This is a genomic window from Klebsiella sp. CSG-1 (assembly GCF_056521145.1).
This window is the reverse complement of record NZ_JBWNLD010000003.1, coordinates 80,441-96,149: the sequence shown is the minus strand read 5'-3', so window position 1 is coordinate 96,149 and position 15,709 is coordinate 80,441. Positions and strand designations below refer to the sequence as shown.

Genomic DNA, 15,709 nt, shown 5'->3' with positions numbered 1-15,709 from the left:
ACGTTACGATTTGGCTTTCGGCATCTGGGAAACCAGTGACAGGTTGACATCCATCCCTTCCACCTGGAAATGCGGCACGGCGAACAGCTTCACGCGGAAATAGCCCGGGTTGTCTGCAATGTCTTCCACCACCACTTTTGCATCGCGCAGCGGGTGAGAAGCCTGAAGTTCGTCACCGGGGTCGGTCATTTCAGTGACCAGACCGCGCACCCAGGTATTGAGTTCCAGCTCCAGCAGGCGGCGATCTTTGGTGGTACCGATGTTTTCACGCTGGATAAGCTTCAGGTGGTGCGCGATGCGCGACAGCAGGAAGATGTATGGCAAACGCGAGTTAATGCGGCTGTTGGCCGTGGCATCGGCAGTGTCATACAGGGCGGGTTTCTGGGCGGAGTTCGCAGAGAAGAAGCAAGCGTAGTCGCGGTTTTTGTAATATGACAGCGGAATAAAGCCGAGGCTGGAGAACTCAAACTCGCGGGTTTCCGGGATCATCACTTCGGACGGAATTTTCACCTGGTTGCCGGTACCGAGGTCATACAGGTGGATCGGCAGGTCTTTCACTGCACCACCGGCCTGCGGGCCGCGAATTTGCACGCACCAGCCATTATTGATGAAGCTTTTCACCATGTTGGCTGCAAAGGCGAAAGACGCATGAGTCCACAGGTATTTGTTGTGATCCGGACCTTTCACTTCTTCGACATAGTTGAAACTGCGTACCGGTACGGTGTCCGGACCATACGGCAGGCGAGCAAGCACGCGCGGCATCACCAGGCCGATATACCGCGAGTCGTCGGTGTCGCGGAAGGATTGCCACTTGATGTACTCGGCGCGCTCGAAATAGTTGCTGATATCTTTGATAGCCGCCACCTCTTCCATCGTCTCTTTGAGGAAGAATTTTGGCCCCGCAGAGCCAATAAATGGCATATGCGCGGCGGCGGAGACTTTTGAAATATGACGCATCAGCGCTACGTCCTGCGCGGTGGCATCGAACTCATACGCTGAAATCACTGCCGCAATCGGCTCACCGCCAGGGGTATCGTATTCAGCGATGTAGGTCTGCTTGTACAGGCCGCTCTGGACAATTTCCGGCGAATCTTCGAAATCCTGACGCAACTCTTCTTTGGACAAATCGAGGATTTCCAGCTTCACGTTCTGGCGAAAGTCAGTCTTGTTCACCAGGGACTGAAGGCCACGCCACACGGACTCCACTTTCTGGAACGCGTCATTGTGCATGACTTCATCAAGCTGACGGCTGATCTGGAAATCCAGTTCAGCGATATGGTGGTCGAGTAATGTCTTATCGAGCTTCTCGACCTTCTGACCGGACTTGTGCAGACACTGCATGAAAACCTGAACAGCGGCGGTAACACGTTCATCGGCCGAGGTTTCCGCCATTACGGTATTATCTTCAAATCCATTCAGGCCGCCGATTTCAGCAACCGGCGTTAAATTAATTTTGTCGAACAGTGAGGCATATACACCGTTCTGCGGCAGCATTTTTTCAACTGTGGCTGCCCTTCCCTCATTCTGGATTTCGTTATTTACTGACATCAGCATTTTTCTCGTTAATATTCCGTTAAAGTTTCCAGAAATTAATCCTGGTCCAGGGCAAGCGCATTCAATTCACTGCGTAGCTCGTCGGAAAGAGCAGGGTCTTTTAAAATGATTTCCAGTTCTTTCCGGAAAGTAACGTTGTCCAGCAGATTGGATTTCAAATCACGTAATAAATTACGCATAGCAAGCATCACACGAAGCTGTGGAATTTGCCGCGCTACCGCCTCTGGTTCAAAATCCTTCATATCCTGAAAGGCCAGTTTCACACTCTCTTCGGAACCATCGTTGGCGAGGGTATTTTTAACGGTGAGATAAACTTCGGGATTGAGATCCGCGAGAACGCTGTTGAAATTGCGCATAGTGATATTGATTTTTTCGCGCTCTGAAAGCGTCCCTTGAGCCTTGCCGTTGCTGAAATCACCAACACTCAGGAGCTTCAACGGCAGTTCAACTTTCTTCTGAGCGCCACCCGTCACCAGATCCAGTTTTATATTTACACGCGCACGAGGTATCTCATTCTGAAATGATTCAGACATATATATTTATCTCCTGAATAAATTAGTCCTTTTGCCGGACAGAGTATCGCTATATAAAAATATGTTTTTATTTTAACCAGTAATTTGCTTTAAGGTAAAGCAGGCAAAAAAGGTGATAATTACAGCCAGCAGCTGAAATATTTAATACTGGTGTAAACACCGCATCATCACTGGATTTTCAGATTAAATCGCTCAACTATTTAAAAAATTCAAAACAACAACCTCACTCAAACAATAAATATTGCGCAGGCATTAAGAGAAAAAACTCTCCTTTAAAAACGAAGTTATATAAAACTTGCCATGTCTTTGTAAGAAGGTATTCATAAAATGAATGGGTTGTATTTTTGCGCCGCAGACATAAGAGAATAATCATCCGAATTTATGGAAGGTGTCATATATATAAAAAGGAGCGTGCTATGGTCTGCCATGTTCCAGGAAGTCACCAAAAGGTCAATGGCGTCAGCGTGTTGAATTTGCCAGGCGATACGGCACTTGATGCACTGAAAAACAGTGCGCGCCGGCCAAGGGAAATGGATACAATGCGGCGACTGGCTTTCGACAAAGCAGTGCAAAGCTCATCCACCGTAGCGAAACCATTCGCAATCTCAGATCTCACGTCAGGCGGCTAAATGAAATACATCACTTTCAGCGACATGCAACAGCAGAGCGACGCGGCAGCGCGTTCACCTCGTTTACGTGCACATCGTAATTTTCACCCGGAATTAACCGATCCCGTACAACGTCTGGCGATCGCGATGGAACCGGGAACCTATATTCGCCCTCACCGCCATCCGCACACCTTTGAGCTGCTGTTAGCTCTGAGCGGGCGCTTTGTGGTACTGACTTTTGATGATCTCGGTTACGTCACTCGCCGCATCGTATTAGGCGAAGAATGTACGGCGCTAGAGATGGATGCCGGGACCTGGCATGCGGTTCTGTCGCTGGACGCCGGCGGCGTTATTTTTGAGGTCAAACACGGCGGTTATCAGCCGGTTGCTGCCGGGGATTATGTCTCGTGGGCTCCGGCGGAAGGTGAAGCGGGGACGTTTGAACTGATGGAGTGGTATCGTCAGGCTCAGGTTGGCGACGGCGGGCACATTCGCTCACGCTGACCGGGCCGGTTAAAAAAACAGTCCGCTGCCGGGAAGCGGCGGATTAGAACCTTTCTATCTCATCAAACCGGCCAGCATAAATTTAGAAAAAACAAAAACTCGCCCACTGACTGACCTGCGCTGGTATATATTCACATTAGCAATGCTTTATCTGCAAAACAGCATCTACGCGTATTAGCTCTATAATCCCTCATCATATTTGGAATCCGGATGAAACCATTTCGCTACCCTGCTGCTCTCTGCTCCCTGATGCTGTGTTGTTCGCCCGCCAGCGCCGAGGTTGACCTGGGTTCCATCGATATCTTCTCTGCATCGAATCCAAATAGTCCGGTACCAAAAGGAGTGGTGCTGGGAGCCGCAACCATCAGCGGAACGGCGCGCTACGAGAAGCAGAATAATGAAACTTACGTTATTCCCGGCGGGCTCTACTTCGGCGATCGGTTTATCTATCTCGGCGATCGCGCCCGCTACTATTTTCATATCGACGACAACGTTGCTTTTTACGGCTATGGCCGCTGGCGATTTGGCAACTTAGATCCCAGCGATAATAGCGCGTTCAAGGGCATGGAGCAGCGAAAAGGCGAGTTTGAAGCCGGTATCGGCGCCACGCTGATTACGCCGTATGCGCTGCTGAGCGCCCGTATCAGTTCCGACGTTACGGGTCGCAGCAATGGGCAAGAATTGCTTTTGTGGGCAGACTTTCCCGTCATCAAGGATAATCTGCTGATCATGCCGGGGATGGGACTGATGATCCGCAGTAGCAATATGGCCAACTACTATTTTGGCGGCGTCTCGGCCAGCGAAGCCACCAGCCAGCGCCCACAGTGGGATACCGGCACCACCGTCTCACCAATGGCGGCGATTATTACCAGCTACCGTTTCAGCCCCCACTGGGTCGGCATGTTCGCCGCGAACTACGAGCTGTATGATAAAGATATCGCCGACAGCCCCCTTGTTCAGCACAACGGCGAGCTGTATGGCATTCTGGCCGTCGGCTATAGCTGGTAAGTGGACGCTATCACGAGGTTTCCCCACCGCTAAGTTCCCCGGCTATCTGGAATGCCATCGCACGAAACGCGCGCGTCGCGGCGCTCTGCCAGGCCTCTTTGTGCTGCAGCAGGCAGGCCGTGCGCTCCAGCAGCACCGGCGTGAGCGCCACCGCGACCAGATCGTCGCGGCCCCGTACGATGGCGGCCGGTAACAGCGTCCCAAGCTGGGTATGTTGAATTACCGTCAGCACCGCGCTGATAGAATTGGCCTCCATGCGCACCGTTGGCTGAATACCGTGCTGCCGGCAACAGGAGTCGATTTGCCCGCGCGTCGCAAACTCCTCGCTCAATAAAATCAACGATTGCTGATTGAGCGCCTCCAGCGTCATACGGCGCTGACCCGCCAGCGGATGATGCCGCCCCACCACCAGCGCCAGCGTTTCGCTGAATAAAGGTGCGGCCACGATATCCCGTGAGCCGCTATCGGCAAAAGCAATCCCGGCATCCAGCTCATCGTTAAGCAATAACGCTTCCATCCGTTCCTGGGCCATTTCACGCATCGTCAGCGTGATGTTCGGATAACGCTGATAAAAAGCCGCTACCAGCGGCCCCATAAAGTAGGTCGTAAACGTCGGCGTCATCGCCACCCGCAGCGTTCCCCGCTGCAGGTCTTCTACCTCCAGCAGGGCTCGTTTGCCCTCTTCCAGCTCCTGTAGCACCCGGCGGGCATAAGTGAGCCAGACCTCGCCGGAATCGGTCAAACGGATCTGCCGCCCGCTGCGGTCAAATAACAGCACGCCCAGCATCTCTTCAAGCTGGCGGATCTGTTGTGAAAGTGCCGGCTGCGAAACATGCAGCGCCGACGCGGCTCGGGTAAAACTGCGATGTTCCGCAACCGCCAGAAAACAGGTGAGATGGCGTAGCAGCATGGGCCCCCCTATAAGCAAAACCAATAGAGTCAATCATAAATAAGTCTTTTAACTTATAAAACAAAATGCGTACTCTGACCCTGTGCACAACCGTAAAGTTCCTCTTCCCGCAACATCTCAGCCTTTCCTCTCCGGAGCCGCTATGTCAGTTCACGATAACTATCTTCAGCATGCCATCGCCCTCGCCACAGCCAATGTTGAAAACGGCGGGCGTCCGTTTGGCGCGCTCATCGTCCGCAGGGGTGATATTGTCGCCCGGGCCGTCAATACCCTGCATCAAAACGGCGATCCGACCGCGCATGCCGAACTCAACGCCATTCGCGACGTCTCGCAGCGTCTGGGTAGCCAGGTGCTCAGCGAGTGCATCATTTATGCCAGCGGTCAGCCCTGCCCGATGTGCCTGAGCGCTATCTATCTGACCGGCATACGCGAGGTTTATTTCGCCAACAGTAACCGGGATGGCGAGCCCTTCCGGCTCTCCACCGCCGCTATCTACCACCAGCTAAGTCAACCGCTGGAAACGCAATCACTCCCGATTCACCATAGCCCTCAGCCCGAGGGCCTCGCGCTTTATCAGCGGTGGGCGGATAAGCACAAATGAACCCGACGTCGCGCAACGGCCTGATGCTTCTGGTGCTGATGCTGATCGGCATCAATATGCGCCCGCTTTTAACCTCCATCGGCCCGCTTCTTCCACAACTACAACAGGCCAGCGGAATGGGGTTTAGCCTCGTTTCGCTACTCACCGCGATCCCGGTCATCGCGATGGGACTGCTGGCGCTGGCAAGTCCGTGGACTCAGCGCCATATCAGCGAAAGTCGCGGGATTGTCCTGAGCCTGATGATGATCGCCTCAGGCGCTGCGCTTCGGGAATTCACGCCGCACAGCGGGCTGCTGCTGAGTAGCGCCCTGCTCGGCGGGATCGGAATTGGTATTATTCAGGCGACGATTCCGGCGGTGATAAAGCGTCAGTTCCCCCACCGAACGCCGCAGGTCATGGGCCTGTGGTCAGCGGCGCTGATGGGTGGCGGAGGCCTGGGAGCCGCGTTGACGCCGTGGCTGGCGCAGCACAGCGCCCTTTGGCATTACGCGCTCGCCTGGTGGGCCCTGCCCGCCATCGCAGCGCTGCTTAGCTGGTGGTCAGTCAACCGCATGCAGCCTACCGGGCAACATCAGGTCGCGCCCCGGGCAAACGGGTCTGTTTTCCGCCGCCGCCGCGCCTGGACGCTCGGGCTGTACTTCGGCCTGATTAACGGCGGTTACGCCAGTCTGATCGCCTGGCTGCCCCCCTATTACATGCAGTTGGGCTATAGCGCCCAGTTTAGCGGAACCCTGCTGGCCATGATGACCGTCGGCCAGACCGCAGGCGCGCTGCTGATACCAATGCTGGCACGTCACGACGATCGCCGCAGACTATTACTCTTGACGCTGATGCTGCAGCTTATTGGTTTCTGTGGGTTCATCTGGCTGCCGCTACAGCTCCCGCTGCTATGGGCTGTGTGCGGCGGCATAGGGTTAGGCGGCGCATTCCCGTTGTGCCTGGTACTGGCGCTCGATCACGCCCGCCATCCGGCGATTGCAGGCCGACTGGTGGCCTTTATGCAGGGCATCGGTTTTATGGTGGCCGGCGCATCCCCGTGGTTATCGGGCCTGCTGCGAAGCCTGAGCGGTAATTATGTGCTGGACTGGGCGTTTCATGCCGTCTGCGTCGCCGCTCTGATGGGCGTCACCCTGCGTTTTGCACCGGCACGCTTTCCGCAAGCGTGGCGCCAACCTGAACATGCCGCCGATTAAGCCCGAATGTTGCGCTGCGGGAGCGCGTTTCCCGCAGCGCATCCTCGGCATCGCCAATAGAATAAATCCCAAAATCAAACAGCTATCGCGTAAAGGCGGCTACGGCAAAATGCCGTCGCCAGAATGGAATTTATTACCGAATGAAATTAATGTGTCGCCGAATCACGACACTCGTAAGTAACTAAAAATTAATAAAAAAATGCCTCTTGTTTCCCTCATTTTTTAGGCGTACATTAGCGCCATCTGGAGCAGTTACAGCACAGAATTTCGACCTGCCGCGGCCGCCAGAATCCTCTGGTTTTGCCGCGACGGATCAGAATCAACAATGAAGATTAAATTCATTTAGGCGTTTCGCCGAGAACGCGGAGTGATGAGTCGTGAAATACTTTATTATGGGCGTATCTTTTATGGTCATCGTTTGGGCCGGTACTTTTGCCCTGATGATTTAAGCGCAGCCAGAGTCAAAAAAAACGGGAGCCAGCGGCTCCCGTTTTTTGTTGGCACTTTTCTTTCTTTCGCGCCGTTATTCGAGGCCTTCGCCGGCTGACTTGCCCGCTGCTGGCAGCAGCCCGTCGGCACGAAACATCGATTTGATCCCGCGAATCGCCTGGCGGATACGATCGCGGTTTTCGATAAGCGCAAAGCGCACATGGGTATCCCCGTAATCACCGAAGCCGATACCCGGCGAAACGCATACTTTCGCATCCTGCAGCAGCTTTTTCGCAAACTCCAGCGAGCCCAGCGCCGCATACTGCTCGGGGATCTTCGCCCAAACGTACATGGATGCCTTCGGACACTCGACCATCCAGCCTGCTTCGTACAGCCCTTTAACCAGCACATCGCGACGGCGCTTGTACTGCTCGGCGATATCACGAACGCACTGCTGGTCGCCTTCCAGCGCCGCAATTGCCGCGACCTGCAATGGAGTGAAGGTGCCGTAATCGTGATAGCTTTTAATACGCGCTAATGCATTGACCAGCGTTTTATTACCGACCATGAAGCCGATACGCCAGCCGGCCATGTTGTAGCTTTTGGAGAGGGTAAAGAACTCCACGGCCACATCGCGCGCGCCGGGAACTTCCATAATCGAAGGGGCCTTCCAGCCATCATAAACGATGTCGGCATAGGCCAGATCGTGTACCACCAGCACATCGTAACGCTTGGCCAGCGCGACCACTTTTTCAAAGAATTCCAGTTCGACGCACTGCGCGGTCGGGTTGGACGGGAAACCGAGGATCATCATTTTCGGTTTCGGGTAACTTTCACGAATCGCCCGCTCCAGCTCATTGAAGAAATCAACGCCCTCCACCAGCGGCACGGAACGTACCTGCGCACCGGCAATCACCGCGCCATAGATATGGATCGGGTAGCTTGGATTGGGCACCAGCACCGTGTCGCCATGATCCAGCGTCGCCAGCATCAGATGCGCCAGCCCCTCTTTTGAGCCAATTGTGACAATTGCTTCCGATTCCGGGTCGATTTCAACGTTATAGCGATCCTGATACCAGCGCGAAATGGCGCGGCGCAGGCGAGGAATACCGCGGGAGGTAGAGTAGCCGTGCGTATCGGGCCGCTGGGCAACGGTGCACAGTTTTTCAACGATATGCGGCGGCGTCGCGCCGTCCGGGTTGCCCATGCTGAAATCGATAATATCTTCACCGCGCCGACGCGCAGCCATTTTCAGTTCAGCAGTAATATTAAAAACGTAAGGGGGCAGACGATCGATACGCGTAAAACGGCGTTCAGGACTGGATGCAGTCATAGATTCCTCAGAGTAACGTTAGCGCCCGGACCGTCCGAGCGACGCTGTCGCGTTTGCGACGAGCTTAGAAAATAACCCGAAAAAAATGATGCTGTCGAGGGGGTGAGAAAAAAATAATCGCTGGCGAAAAAAACGGGCATCAGCATCATGACATGCAGCGGCGGAGGTCCTCGATTTAGCCGGTACGAAAATTAGATGCAACATATTAATATCTATTAATTTACCTGTTTATATCATTCACCCTCCGCTCATCACGTTGACACCGGCCCGGCGATCAATCCCCTTTTCTTAGTGTGACTTTTCCCTATTCAACGCTTCGGCTGGCCTTCTGGCGCGAGGTTTTTTATCATGTCGCTTTCCCGCGATAGACACGGCGCACCCATGCACGAAATATTCACAATGCTGCTGGCGGTTTTTGACCGCGCGGCACTCATGTTGATTTGCCTTTTTTTCCTTATCCGTCTGCGCCTGTTTCGCGAGCTACTGCATAAATCGGCACATACACCGAAAGAGCTGCTGGCGGTTATCGCCATTTTTTCCCTGTTTGCTCTGTTCAGTACCTGGTCTGGCGTGCCGGTAGAGGGTTCTCTGGTTAACGTGCGGATTATCGCGGTGATGTCGGGGGGGATTTTATTTGGCCCCTGGGTCGGAGCTATCGTGGGGGTGATTGCCGGCGTTCATCGTTATCTCATTGATATTGATGGTGTAACTGCTATCCCCTGCTTTATCACCAGTATTGTCGCCGGGTTGTTGTCAGGGCTGATTAATCGCAAAGTGCCAAAAGCTCAGCGCTGGAAGATCGGGATTCTCGCCGGGATGCTCTGCGAAACCTTAACCATGATCCTCGTGGTCTTTTGGGCGCCGTCGTTTTCGCTGGGCGTAGATATCGTCTCCAAAATCGGGATCCCGATGATCCTTGGCAGCGTCTGTATCGGTTTTATCGTGCTACTGGTCCAGAGCGTCGAGGGTGAAAAGGAGGCCAGCGCCGCGCGCCAGGCAAAACTGGCGCTGGATATCGCCAACAAAACGCTGCCGCTCTTCCGTCATGTGAACAGCGAATCCCTGCGTCAGGTGTGCGATATCATTCGCCGCGATATCAATGCCGACGCGGTGGCCATCACCACCACCGATCGGGTTCTGGCCTACGTCGGGTTTGGCGAAAGCAACTATCGCGATAGTGATAATGACATCAGCCCCACCACCCGCCAGGCTATCGAGAGCGGAAAAATCATTATTAAAAACAATGATGAGGCCTACAGAACGCCAGAGATTCACTCCATGCTGGTCATTCCGCTACGGGAGAAAGGCGTGGTGACCGGTACGCTGAAAATTTATTACTGCCACGCCCATCGCATCACCTCATCCCTGCAGGAGATGGCCGTCGGTCTGTCGCAAATCATCTCTACTCAGCTGGAGGTCTCGCGGGCGGAACAGCTGCGTGAAATGGCCAACAAGGCCGAGCTGCGCGCCCTGCAGAGCAAAATCAACCCGCACTTTCTCTTTAACGCCCTCAATGCGATTTCATCCTCGATTCGCATGAATCCGGATACCGCCCGTCAGCTCATTTTTAATTTGTCGCGCTATTTACGCTATAACATTGAATTAAAAGACGACGAACAGATTGATATCAAAAGAGAGCTGTACCAAATCAAGGATTATATTGCCATCGAACAGGCGCGCTTCGGCGATAAGCTGACCGTCATCTACGACATCGACGATGAGGTCAGCTGCGTGATACCGAGCCTGCTGATTCAGCCGCTGGTGGAAAATGCCATTGTCCACGGGATCCAGCCGTGCAAAGGCAAAGGCGTCGTCACCCTCGGCATCAACGAGTGCGGTAATCGGGTCCGGATTAGCGTTCGCGATACCGGGAATGGTATCGATCCTGCCGTGGTCGCGCGGGTGGAGGCGGATGAAATGCCGGGTAATAAAATCGGTCTGCTCAACGTCCACCATCGGGTAAAATTGCTGTATGGCGAAGGGCTCCATATCCGCCGCATGAATCCGGGAACGGAGATTGCGTTCTACGTGCCTAACAAGCTTGTCTCCCAGACCACTCCGGTGTCTCTGTTGCCATGAACGGAGAAAAAATGAAAGTCATCATCGTTGAAGACGAGTTCCCGGCACAGCAGGAACTCACGTGGTTAATTAACACCCACAGCCAGATGGAGATTGTCGGGACCTTCGACGACGGGCTGGACGTGCTGAAGTTTCTGCAGCACAACAAGGTTGATGCCATTTTTCTCGACATCAACATACCTTCGCTGGACGGCGTTCTGCTGGCGCAGAATATCAGCCAGTTCGCGCATAAACCGTTTATTGTGTTTATCACCGCCTGGAAAGAGCACGCGGTAGAGGCATTTGAACTGGAAGCGTTTGACTACATCCTGAAGCCATATCAGGAATCACGCATCATTAACATGCTGCAAAAGCTGACCAGCGCCTGGCAGCTACAGCAGCAGTCAGGCAGCCAGACCGGGACGACTGCCAATCCGCAGCGGGAAAATGACACGATCAATCTCATTAAAGATGAGCGAATTATCGTGACCAGTATTCACGATATTTACTATGCGGAAGCCCACGAAAAAATGACCTTTGTCTACACCCGACGGGAATCATTCGTGATGCCAATGAACATCACGGAGTTTTGCGGCAAGCTGCCGCCAGCGCACTTCTTCCGTTGCCACCGCTCATACTGCGTTAACCTGAATAAAATTCGCGAGATTGAGCCCTGGTTCAACAACACCTATATTCTGCGCTTACGCGATCTGGAGTTTCAGGTGCCGGTCAGTCGCAGCAAGGTCAAAGAATTTCGCCAGCTCATGCATCTGTAGCAAGGGCCGAAGAGAGTAGCCAGCCCTTGCACGGCGGCGCCGGAACGGGCTGGCTATGACAAGATTAGAGAATCTGTCCAAGCGTCTGGCGCAGATGCGCCCCGGAGCCCAGCAGGCCCGGATTATCGTGAACGATCAGGTAGACCGGAATATCCTGGACGAAGGCTTTAAAACGCCCCTTGTCTTCAAATCCTCCGCGGAAACCGGAAGCTTTAAAGAACTCCAGGAAGCGCGGGACAATGCCGCCAGCAATATACACGCCGCCGAAGGTGGCCAGCGTTAGCGCCAGGTTGCCGCCAAAGCGCCCCATAATCACGCAGAACAGCGACAGCGCACGACGACAATCGATACAGGTGTCGGCCAGCGCGCGTTCGGTCACATCTTTCGGCTGGAGGTTTTCCGGCAGGCGGCCGTCTGATTTCACTATCGCCCGATACAGATTAACCAGCCCCGGGCCGGATAATACACGCTCGGCCGAGACATGCCCCAGCTCCGCGCGCAGCTCTTCGAGGATAATCCCCTCTTCTTCGCTGTTCGGCGCGAAATCAACGTGCCCCCCTTCACCCGGCAGACTCACCCAGCGTTTGTCGACATGCACCAGATGCGCCACGCCCAGACCGGTGCCTGCGCCGTAGACGGCGATAGGTTTCCCCTCTACCGGCGTCGTGCCGCCAAACTGAATCAGATGCTCAGCCTTCAGCATCGGGATCGCCATCGAAACCGCCGTAAAATCGTTGATGATCTCCAGATGTGAGAACCCGAGGTTCTTTTTCATCTCGGCGATGGAAAAGGCCCACGTATGGTTGGTCATCGCCACCCAGTCACCGGTGATCGGGCAGGCGATGGCGATGCAACCGTCTTCAACCTCAACGCCCCGCTCGTCAAGATAGACGCGGACAACGGCTTCAAGACTGGGGTAATCGAGCCCGGAATAGGTTTTTGCCTGGGAAATCTCCCCGCTTGCCATATCGCATAATGCCAGTCGGGCATTGGTTCCGCCGACGTCTCCTACTAAAGCAAATTTTGTCATTCCGTTACGGCTCCACTAAAGTCAAAATGATTCTTTTGGCACACTGTAAATTCATGATGCCTTAACAACAACGACCAACGTATAAGTGCCCACAGTTTAGCGACCTATGTCACATTTAGGTTGTAATCTGTGCAAAATGATTTTCAACGCACTGCGGGATCGTCAGGCATAGCCATCAGTTTATCGTTTCAGCACCATTTGCATCGACGCCCCTCAGAGGCACGGGCAAAATCGTGCTTCACAACCTTTAAAAGGAAATGTTTCATGCTGCATCCGCGCGCCAGAACGATGCTGTTGTTATCGATACCCGCCGTGATTATCGGTATCGCTTCCAGCCTGGTATTGATTGTGACGATGAAGATTGCAGCCATATTGCAGCATGTTATCTGGTCCAGCGTGCCGTTGAGTTTAGGCATCGAAGCCAGTGGCCAGCTGTGGACTATCGCCGTACTCACGCTAACCGGTATTGCCGTGGGACTGGTGGTACGTTTTAGCCCCGGGCATGCCGGGCCGGACCCGGCCACCGAATCGTTAATTGGCGCTCCCATCAGCACCGGTGCGCTGCCGGGTCTGGTCGCCGCGCTGGTATTAGGTCTCGCGGGCGGGGTCAGCCTCGGGCCTGAGCATCCGGTCATGGTGATGAATATCGCCCTTGCCGTCGCGATCGGCTCTCGCCTGTTCCCCCGCGTCAGTTCGCTGGACTGGACCATTCTTGCCGCCTCCGGCACGATCGGCGCGCTGTTTGGCACCCCGGTGGCCGCCGCGTTGATTTTTTCGCAAACCCTCAACAGCAGTAACGATGTGCCGCTGTGGGACCGGTTATTCGCGCCCCTGCTGGCGGCAGCGGCGGGTGCCCTGACTACGGATCTGTTCGTCCATCCTAATTTCTCGTTGCCCATCCCCGTTTATCCGCAAATGCATTTCGTGGATATCTTAAGCGGCGCTATCGTGACGCTTATCGCTATTGCCGTAGGAATGGTGGCCGTCTGGTGCTTGCCGCGGCTGCATGCGTTGATGAACCGTCTGAAAAATCCGGTACTGACGCTGGGTCTCGGCGGCCTGCTGCTGGGGATTCTCGGCGCTGCCGGCGGACATATTACATTGTTTAAAGGCCTGGAGGAGATGCAGCAAATCGCCTTAAGCCAGACCCTGACGGCCGGCGACTTTTTGCTGATTGCGCTGGTGAAGCTGGCGGCGCTGGTGATCGCCTCCGCCAGTGGTTTTCGCGGCGGGAGAATATTCCCCGCGGTCTTCGTCGGCGTGGCGCTCGGATTTATGCTGCACGCCCATGTCGAGGCCGTTCCGGCCGCGATCACGGTCTCCTGTGCCATCCTGGGCATGACTCTGGTGGTAACCCGCGATGGCTGGCTCAGCCTGTTTATGGCGGCGGTCGTCGTGCCGGATACGACGCTGCTACCGCTGCTGTGTATCGTGATGCTCCCGGCCTGGCTGCTTTTGGCCGGGAAGCCGATGATGATAGCCAGGCGACGAAACGACTAGACGCGGCTGTTTCTCTCTTCCAGCGCCTGGGTTACCGCGCGCAGGAAGTCAGGAATATCCATTTTGGGCAGCATGACCTCCACCAGCGTCAGCTTATCGGAGCCAATACTGTCGGCCATCGCCTCTTCAAGCTCTTCCGTGCGCGTCACGCGCCAGCATCGGGAAGGAACATTGGGGGCGAAGGCTCCCGGCAAGCGGTTCCAGTCCCACAGCGCAATATCGTTATAACGCTGCTCCGGACCGTGAATCGCTCGTTCAACCGTATAACCCTCGTTATTAAGCAGCAGGATCAGCGGGTTCTGTTTATCGCGTAGCATCGACCCCAGCTCCTGGATCGTCAGCTGAGCTGCCCCGTCGCCCACTATCAGCACCACCCGTCTGCCCGGCGCTGCGGTTTGGGCGCCGTAGGCGGCCGGTAAAGTAAATCCTATCGATCCCCATAGCGGCTGGACCAGCAGGGTGGCGTCGGAGGGCAGCTTGAGCGCCGCAACGCCGAAAGCCGCGGTTCCCTGATCGGCAAGAATAATATCCCCGGGACGCAGCTGCTCTTGTACGGTACTCCAGAAACTGCTCTGCGTCAGGCTGTCGCCCGCCATGCTTTCCACCTCCGGCGCAGAGCAGTCTGGCAACCTCCACTCTGCTGACAGGCTGGCAGACAGAATCATTAACTCCTTAAGGGCTTGATCCATCGGAATACGGCTGAACCAGTGGTCGCCCACTCTGACGGCAAAAGGCTGAATTTCAATCGTGCGTTCAAGGGGTAAATGCTGGGTAAATCCGGCAGTGATGGTGTCGGTGAAGCGGGTTCCAACGCAGATGATCGTATCGGCGTTTTCGATTGCCTCACGCGTTTGCGGCGCGCTGGCGATACCGCTATAGGTGCCGACAAAGCCAGGCTGCTGCTCATCAAACAACCCTTTTCCCATCAGCATCGTGGCGCAGGCAATCGGCGTTTTCGCCACCCACATCCGTAGCGTATCCTGCAGACCATAGCGCTGGGCGAGGAAATCCGCCAGCAATGATACCTGCCGACTGCTGCGCAGCATCTGCCCGGCATGCTCACGGAATCCGGCCAGCTGATTCTCATCCGCAGGCGGCCCTTCGATCGCCAGACGACGAGCGGGCGGCGTCGCTTTTGCTTTCGCCACATCGGCAGGTAACATCAGATAACCGGGGCGATGGTGGGTGAGCATCTCGCTCAGCACGCGATCGATTTCGTGGCAGGCATTCCCCGCCGTCAACGTAGCCTGCGTGCAGGTGATCTGCTCGCTCATCCGCGAAAAGTGCGTGAAGTCGCCATCCCCCAGCGTATGGTGCAGCAGTTCTCCGCGCTGCTGGGCCCCGGTGCCAGGCGCGCCGACGATATGTAGCACCGGAATATGTTCCGCATAGCTACCGGCCACGCCGTTAAGCGCGCTCAGCTCACCGACGCCGTAGGTCGTCAACAGCGCCCCGGCGCCTTTGATGCGCGCATACCCGTCGGCGGCGTAAGCTGCATTCAGCTCATTCGCACAGCCAACCCATCCCAGCGCTTCGTGCGCGATGACGCGGTCGAGGAATTGTAAATTGTAATCTCCAGGTACGCCAAACAAGCGGTCTATGCCGCAATCTACGAGACGATCCAGCAGATAATCGCCAATGGTGTAAGTCGGTTGCATCTCCATACTCCTCT

The 15,709-nt window shown here is 55.1% G+C and carries 14 protein-coding genes; 8 read left to right on the top strand and 6 right to left on the bottom strand.

Annotation, left to right across the window (positions count from 1 at the left end):
• Nucleotides 1–3: 3 nt before the first annotated feature.
• Entirely contained in the window at nt 4–1,494 is a 1,491-nt protein-coding gene (tssC, locus tag AC007G_RS08585) for a type VI secretion system contractile sheath large subunit (protein WP_463669687.1), read from the bottom strand.
• 95 nt (nt 1,495–1,589) lie between these two features.
• Nucleotides 1,590–2,087 carry a type VI secretion system contractile sheath small subunit gene (gene tssB, locus AC007G_RS08580; RefSeq protein WP_032686589.1) on the bottom strand — a complete coding sequence of 166 codons (498 nt, stop codon included), beginning with the start codon at nt 2,085–2,087 and terminating at the stop codon, nt 1,590–1,592.
• 629 nt (nt 2,088–2,716) lie between these two features.
• Between tssB and AC007G_RS08575 the strand changes: the two genes are divergently transcribed.
• Nucleotides 2,717–3,199 carry a WbuC family cupin fold metalloprotein gene (locus AC007G_RS08575; RefSeq protein ID WP_142630046.1) on the top strand — a complete coding sequence of 161 codons (483 nt, stop codon included), beginning with the start codon at nt 2,717–2,719 and terminating at the stop codon, nt 3,197–3,199.
• Between the two features lie 210 nt (nt 3,200–3,409).
• Complete coding sequence (locus tag AC007G_RS08570) at nt 3,410–4,207, top strand: MipA/OmpV family protein (RefSeq protein ID WP_032686586.1); 798 nt, start codon at nt 3,410–3,412, stop codon at nt 4,205–4,207.
• 10 nt (nt 4,208–4,217) lie between these two features.
• Here AC007G_RS08570 and cynR read toward each other — a convergent pair whose 3' ends face one another.
• On the bottom strand, nt 4,218–5,117 hold the full coding sequence (gene cynR / locus AC007G_RS08565; protein WP_032686585.1) for a transcriptional regulator CynR: 900 nt from the start codon (nt 5,115–5,117) through the stop codon (nt 4,218–4,220).
• Between the two features lie 142 nt (nt 5,118–5,259).
• On the opposite strand from cynR, the gene AC007G_RS08560 reads away from it, so the two are divergent.
• The 3 genes from AC007G_RS08560 (at nt 5,260) to ypdK (ending at nt 7,360) form a co-directional block, all read left to right on the top strand.
• On the top strand, nt 5,260–5,718 hold the full coding sequence (locus AC007G_RS08560; RefSeq protein WP_032686584.1) for a nucleoside deaminase: 459 nt from the start codon (nt 5,260–5,262) through the stop codon (nt 5,716–5,718).
• Entirely contained in the window at nt 5,715–6,911 is a 1,197-nt protein-coding gene (locus AC007G_RS08555; protein WP_032686583.1) for a cyanate transporter, read from the top strand. The genes AC007G_RS08560 and AC007G_RS08555 overlap by 4 nt, the downstream gene beginning before the upstream one ends.
• Before the next feature lie 377 nt (nt 6,912–7,288).
• Entirely contained in the window at nt 7,289–7,360 is a 72-nt protein-coding gene (gene ypdK, locus AC007G_RS08550) for a membrane protein YpdK (RefSeq protein WP_099130696.1), read from the top strand.
• Nucleotides 7,361–7,434: 74 nt separating this feature from the next.
• Here ypdK and alaC read toward each other — a convergent pair whose 3' ends face one another.
• A complete protein-coding gene (alaC, locus tag AC007G_RS08545; protein WP_479466582.1) occupies nt 7,435–8,673 on the bottom strand; it encodes an alanine transaminase in 1,239 nt (412 codons plus the stop codon).
• Between the two features lie 399 nt (nt 8,674–9,072).
• Here alaC and AC007G_RS08540 point away from each other — a divergent pair, with 399 nt between their 5' ends.
• The gene (locus AC007G_RS08540; RefSeq protein WP_162180075.1) at nt 9,073–10,752 is read left to right on the top strand and encodes a sensor histidine kinase; all 1,680 of its coding nucleotides are present in this window, start codon (nt 9,073–9,075) and stop codon (nt 10,750–10,752) included.
• 11 nt (nt 10,753–10,763) lie between these two features.
• Nucleotides 10,764–11,507 (top strand): LytR/AlgR family response regulator transcription factor, encoded by a 744-nt coding sequence (locus tag AC007G_RS08535; RefSeq protein ID WP_032686764.1) that lies wholly within the window; start codon nt 10,764–10,766, stop codon nt 11,505–11,507.
• A gap of 64 nt (nt 11,508–11,571) precedes the next feature.
• On the opposite strand, the gene glk is transcribed toward AC007G_RS08535, so the two are convergent.
• Nucleotides 11,572–12,537, bottom strand: a complete 966-nt coding sequence (gene glk, locus AC007G_RS08530; protein ID WP_032686580.1) for a glucokinase — start codon at nt 12,535–12,537, stop codon at nt 11,572–11,574.
• Between the two features lie 264 nt (nt 12,538–12,801).
• Here glk and AC007G_RS08525 point away from each other — a divergent pair, with 264 nt between their 5' ends.
• Complete coding sequence (locus AC007G_RS08525; RefSeq protein WP_032686579.1) at nt 12,802–14,037, top strand: ion channel protein; 1,236 nt, start codon at nt 12,802–12,804, stop codon at nt 14,035–14,037.
• On the opposite strand, the gene AC007G_RS08520 is transcribed toward AC007G_RS08525, so the two are convergent.
• Nucleotides 14,034–15,695, bottom strand: coding sequence for an alpha-keto acid decarboxylase family protein (locus AC007G_RS08520; RefSeq protein ID WP_142630048.1), 1,662 nt, complete (start codon nt 15,693–15,695; stop codon nt 14,034–14,036). The genes AC007G_RS08525 and AC007G_RS08520 overlap by 4 nt on opposite strands.
• Nucleotides 15,696–15,709 lie beyond the last annotated feature (14 nt).

Coding starts and splice junctions, on each gene's coding strand:
- AC007G_RS08570 (WP_032686586.1), top strand. CDS start 3,410: ATGAAACCATTTCGCTACCCTGCTGCTCTCTGCTCCCTGATGCTGTGT.
- AC007G_RS08535 (WP_032686764.1), top strand. CDS start 10,764: ATGAAAGTCATCATCGTTGAAGACGAGTTCCCGGCACAGCAGGAACTC.
- glk (WP_032686580.1), bottom strand. CDS start 12,537: ATGACAAAATTTGCTTTAGTAGGAGACGTCGGCGGAACCAATGCCCGA.
- cynR (WP_032686585.1), bottom strand. CDS start 5,117: ATGCTGCTACGCCATCTCACCTGTTTTCTGGCGGTTGCGGAACATCGC.
- tssC (WP_463669687.1), bottom strand. CDS start 1,494: ATGCTGCCGCAGAACGGTGTATATGCCTCACTGTTCGACAAAATTAAT.
- AC007G_RS08525 (WP_032686579.1), top strand. CDS start 12,802: ATGCTGCATCCGCGCGCCAGAACGATGCTGTTGTTATCGATACCCGCC.
- AC007G_RS08575 (WP_142630046.1), top strand. CDS start 2,717: ATGAAATACATCACTTTCAGCGACATGCAACAGCAGAGCGACGCGGCA.
- AC007G_RS08520 (WP_142630048.1), bottom strand. CDS start 15,695: ATGCAACCGACTTACACCATTGGCGATTATCTGCTGGATCGTCTCGTA.
- AC007G_RS08540 (WP_162180075.1), top strand. CDS start 9,073: ATGCTGCTGGCGGTTTTTGACCGCGCGGCACTCATGTTGATTTGCCTT.
- AC007G_RS08555 (WP_032686583.1), top strand. CDS start 5,715: ATGAACCCGACGTCGCGCAACGGCCTGATGCTTCTGGTGCTGATGCTG.
- tssB (WP_032686589.1), bottom strand. CDS start 2,087: ATGTCTGAATCATTTCAGAATGAGATACCTCGTGCGCGTGTAAATATA.
- AC007G_RS08560 (WP_032686584.1), top strand. CDS start 5,260: ATGTCAGTTCACGATAACTATCTTCAGCATGCCATCGCCCTCGCCACA.
- alaC (WP_479466582.1), bottom strand. CDS start 8,673: ATGACTGCATCCAGTCCTGAACGCCGTTTTACGCGTATCGATCGTCTG.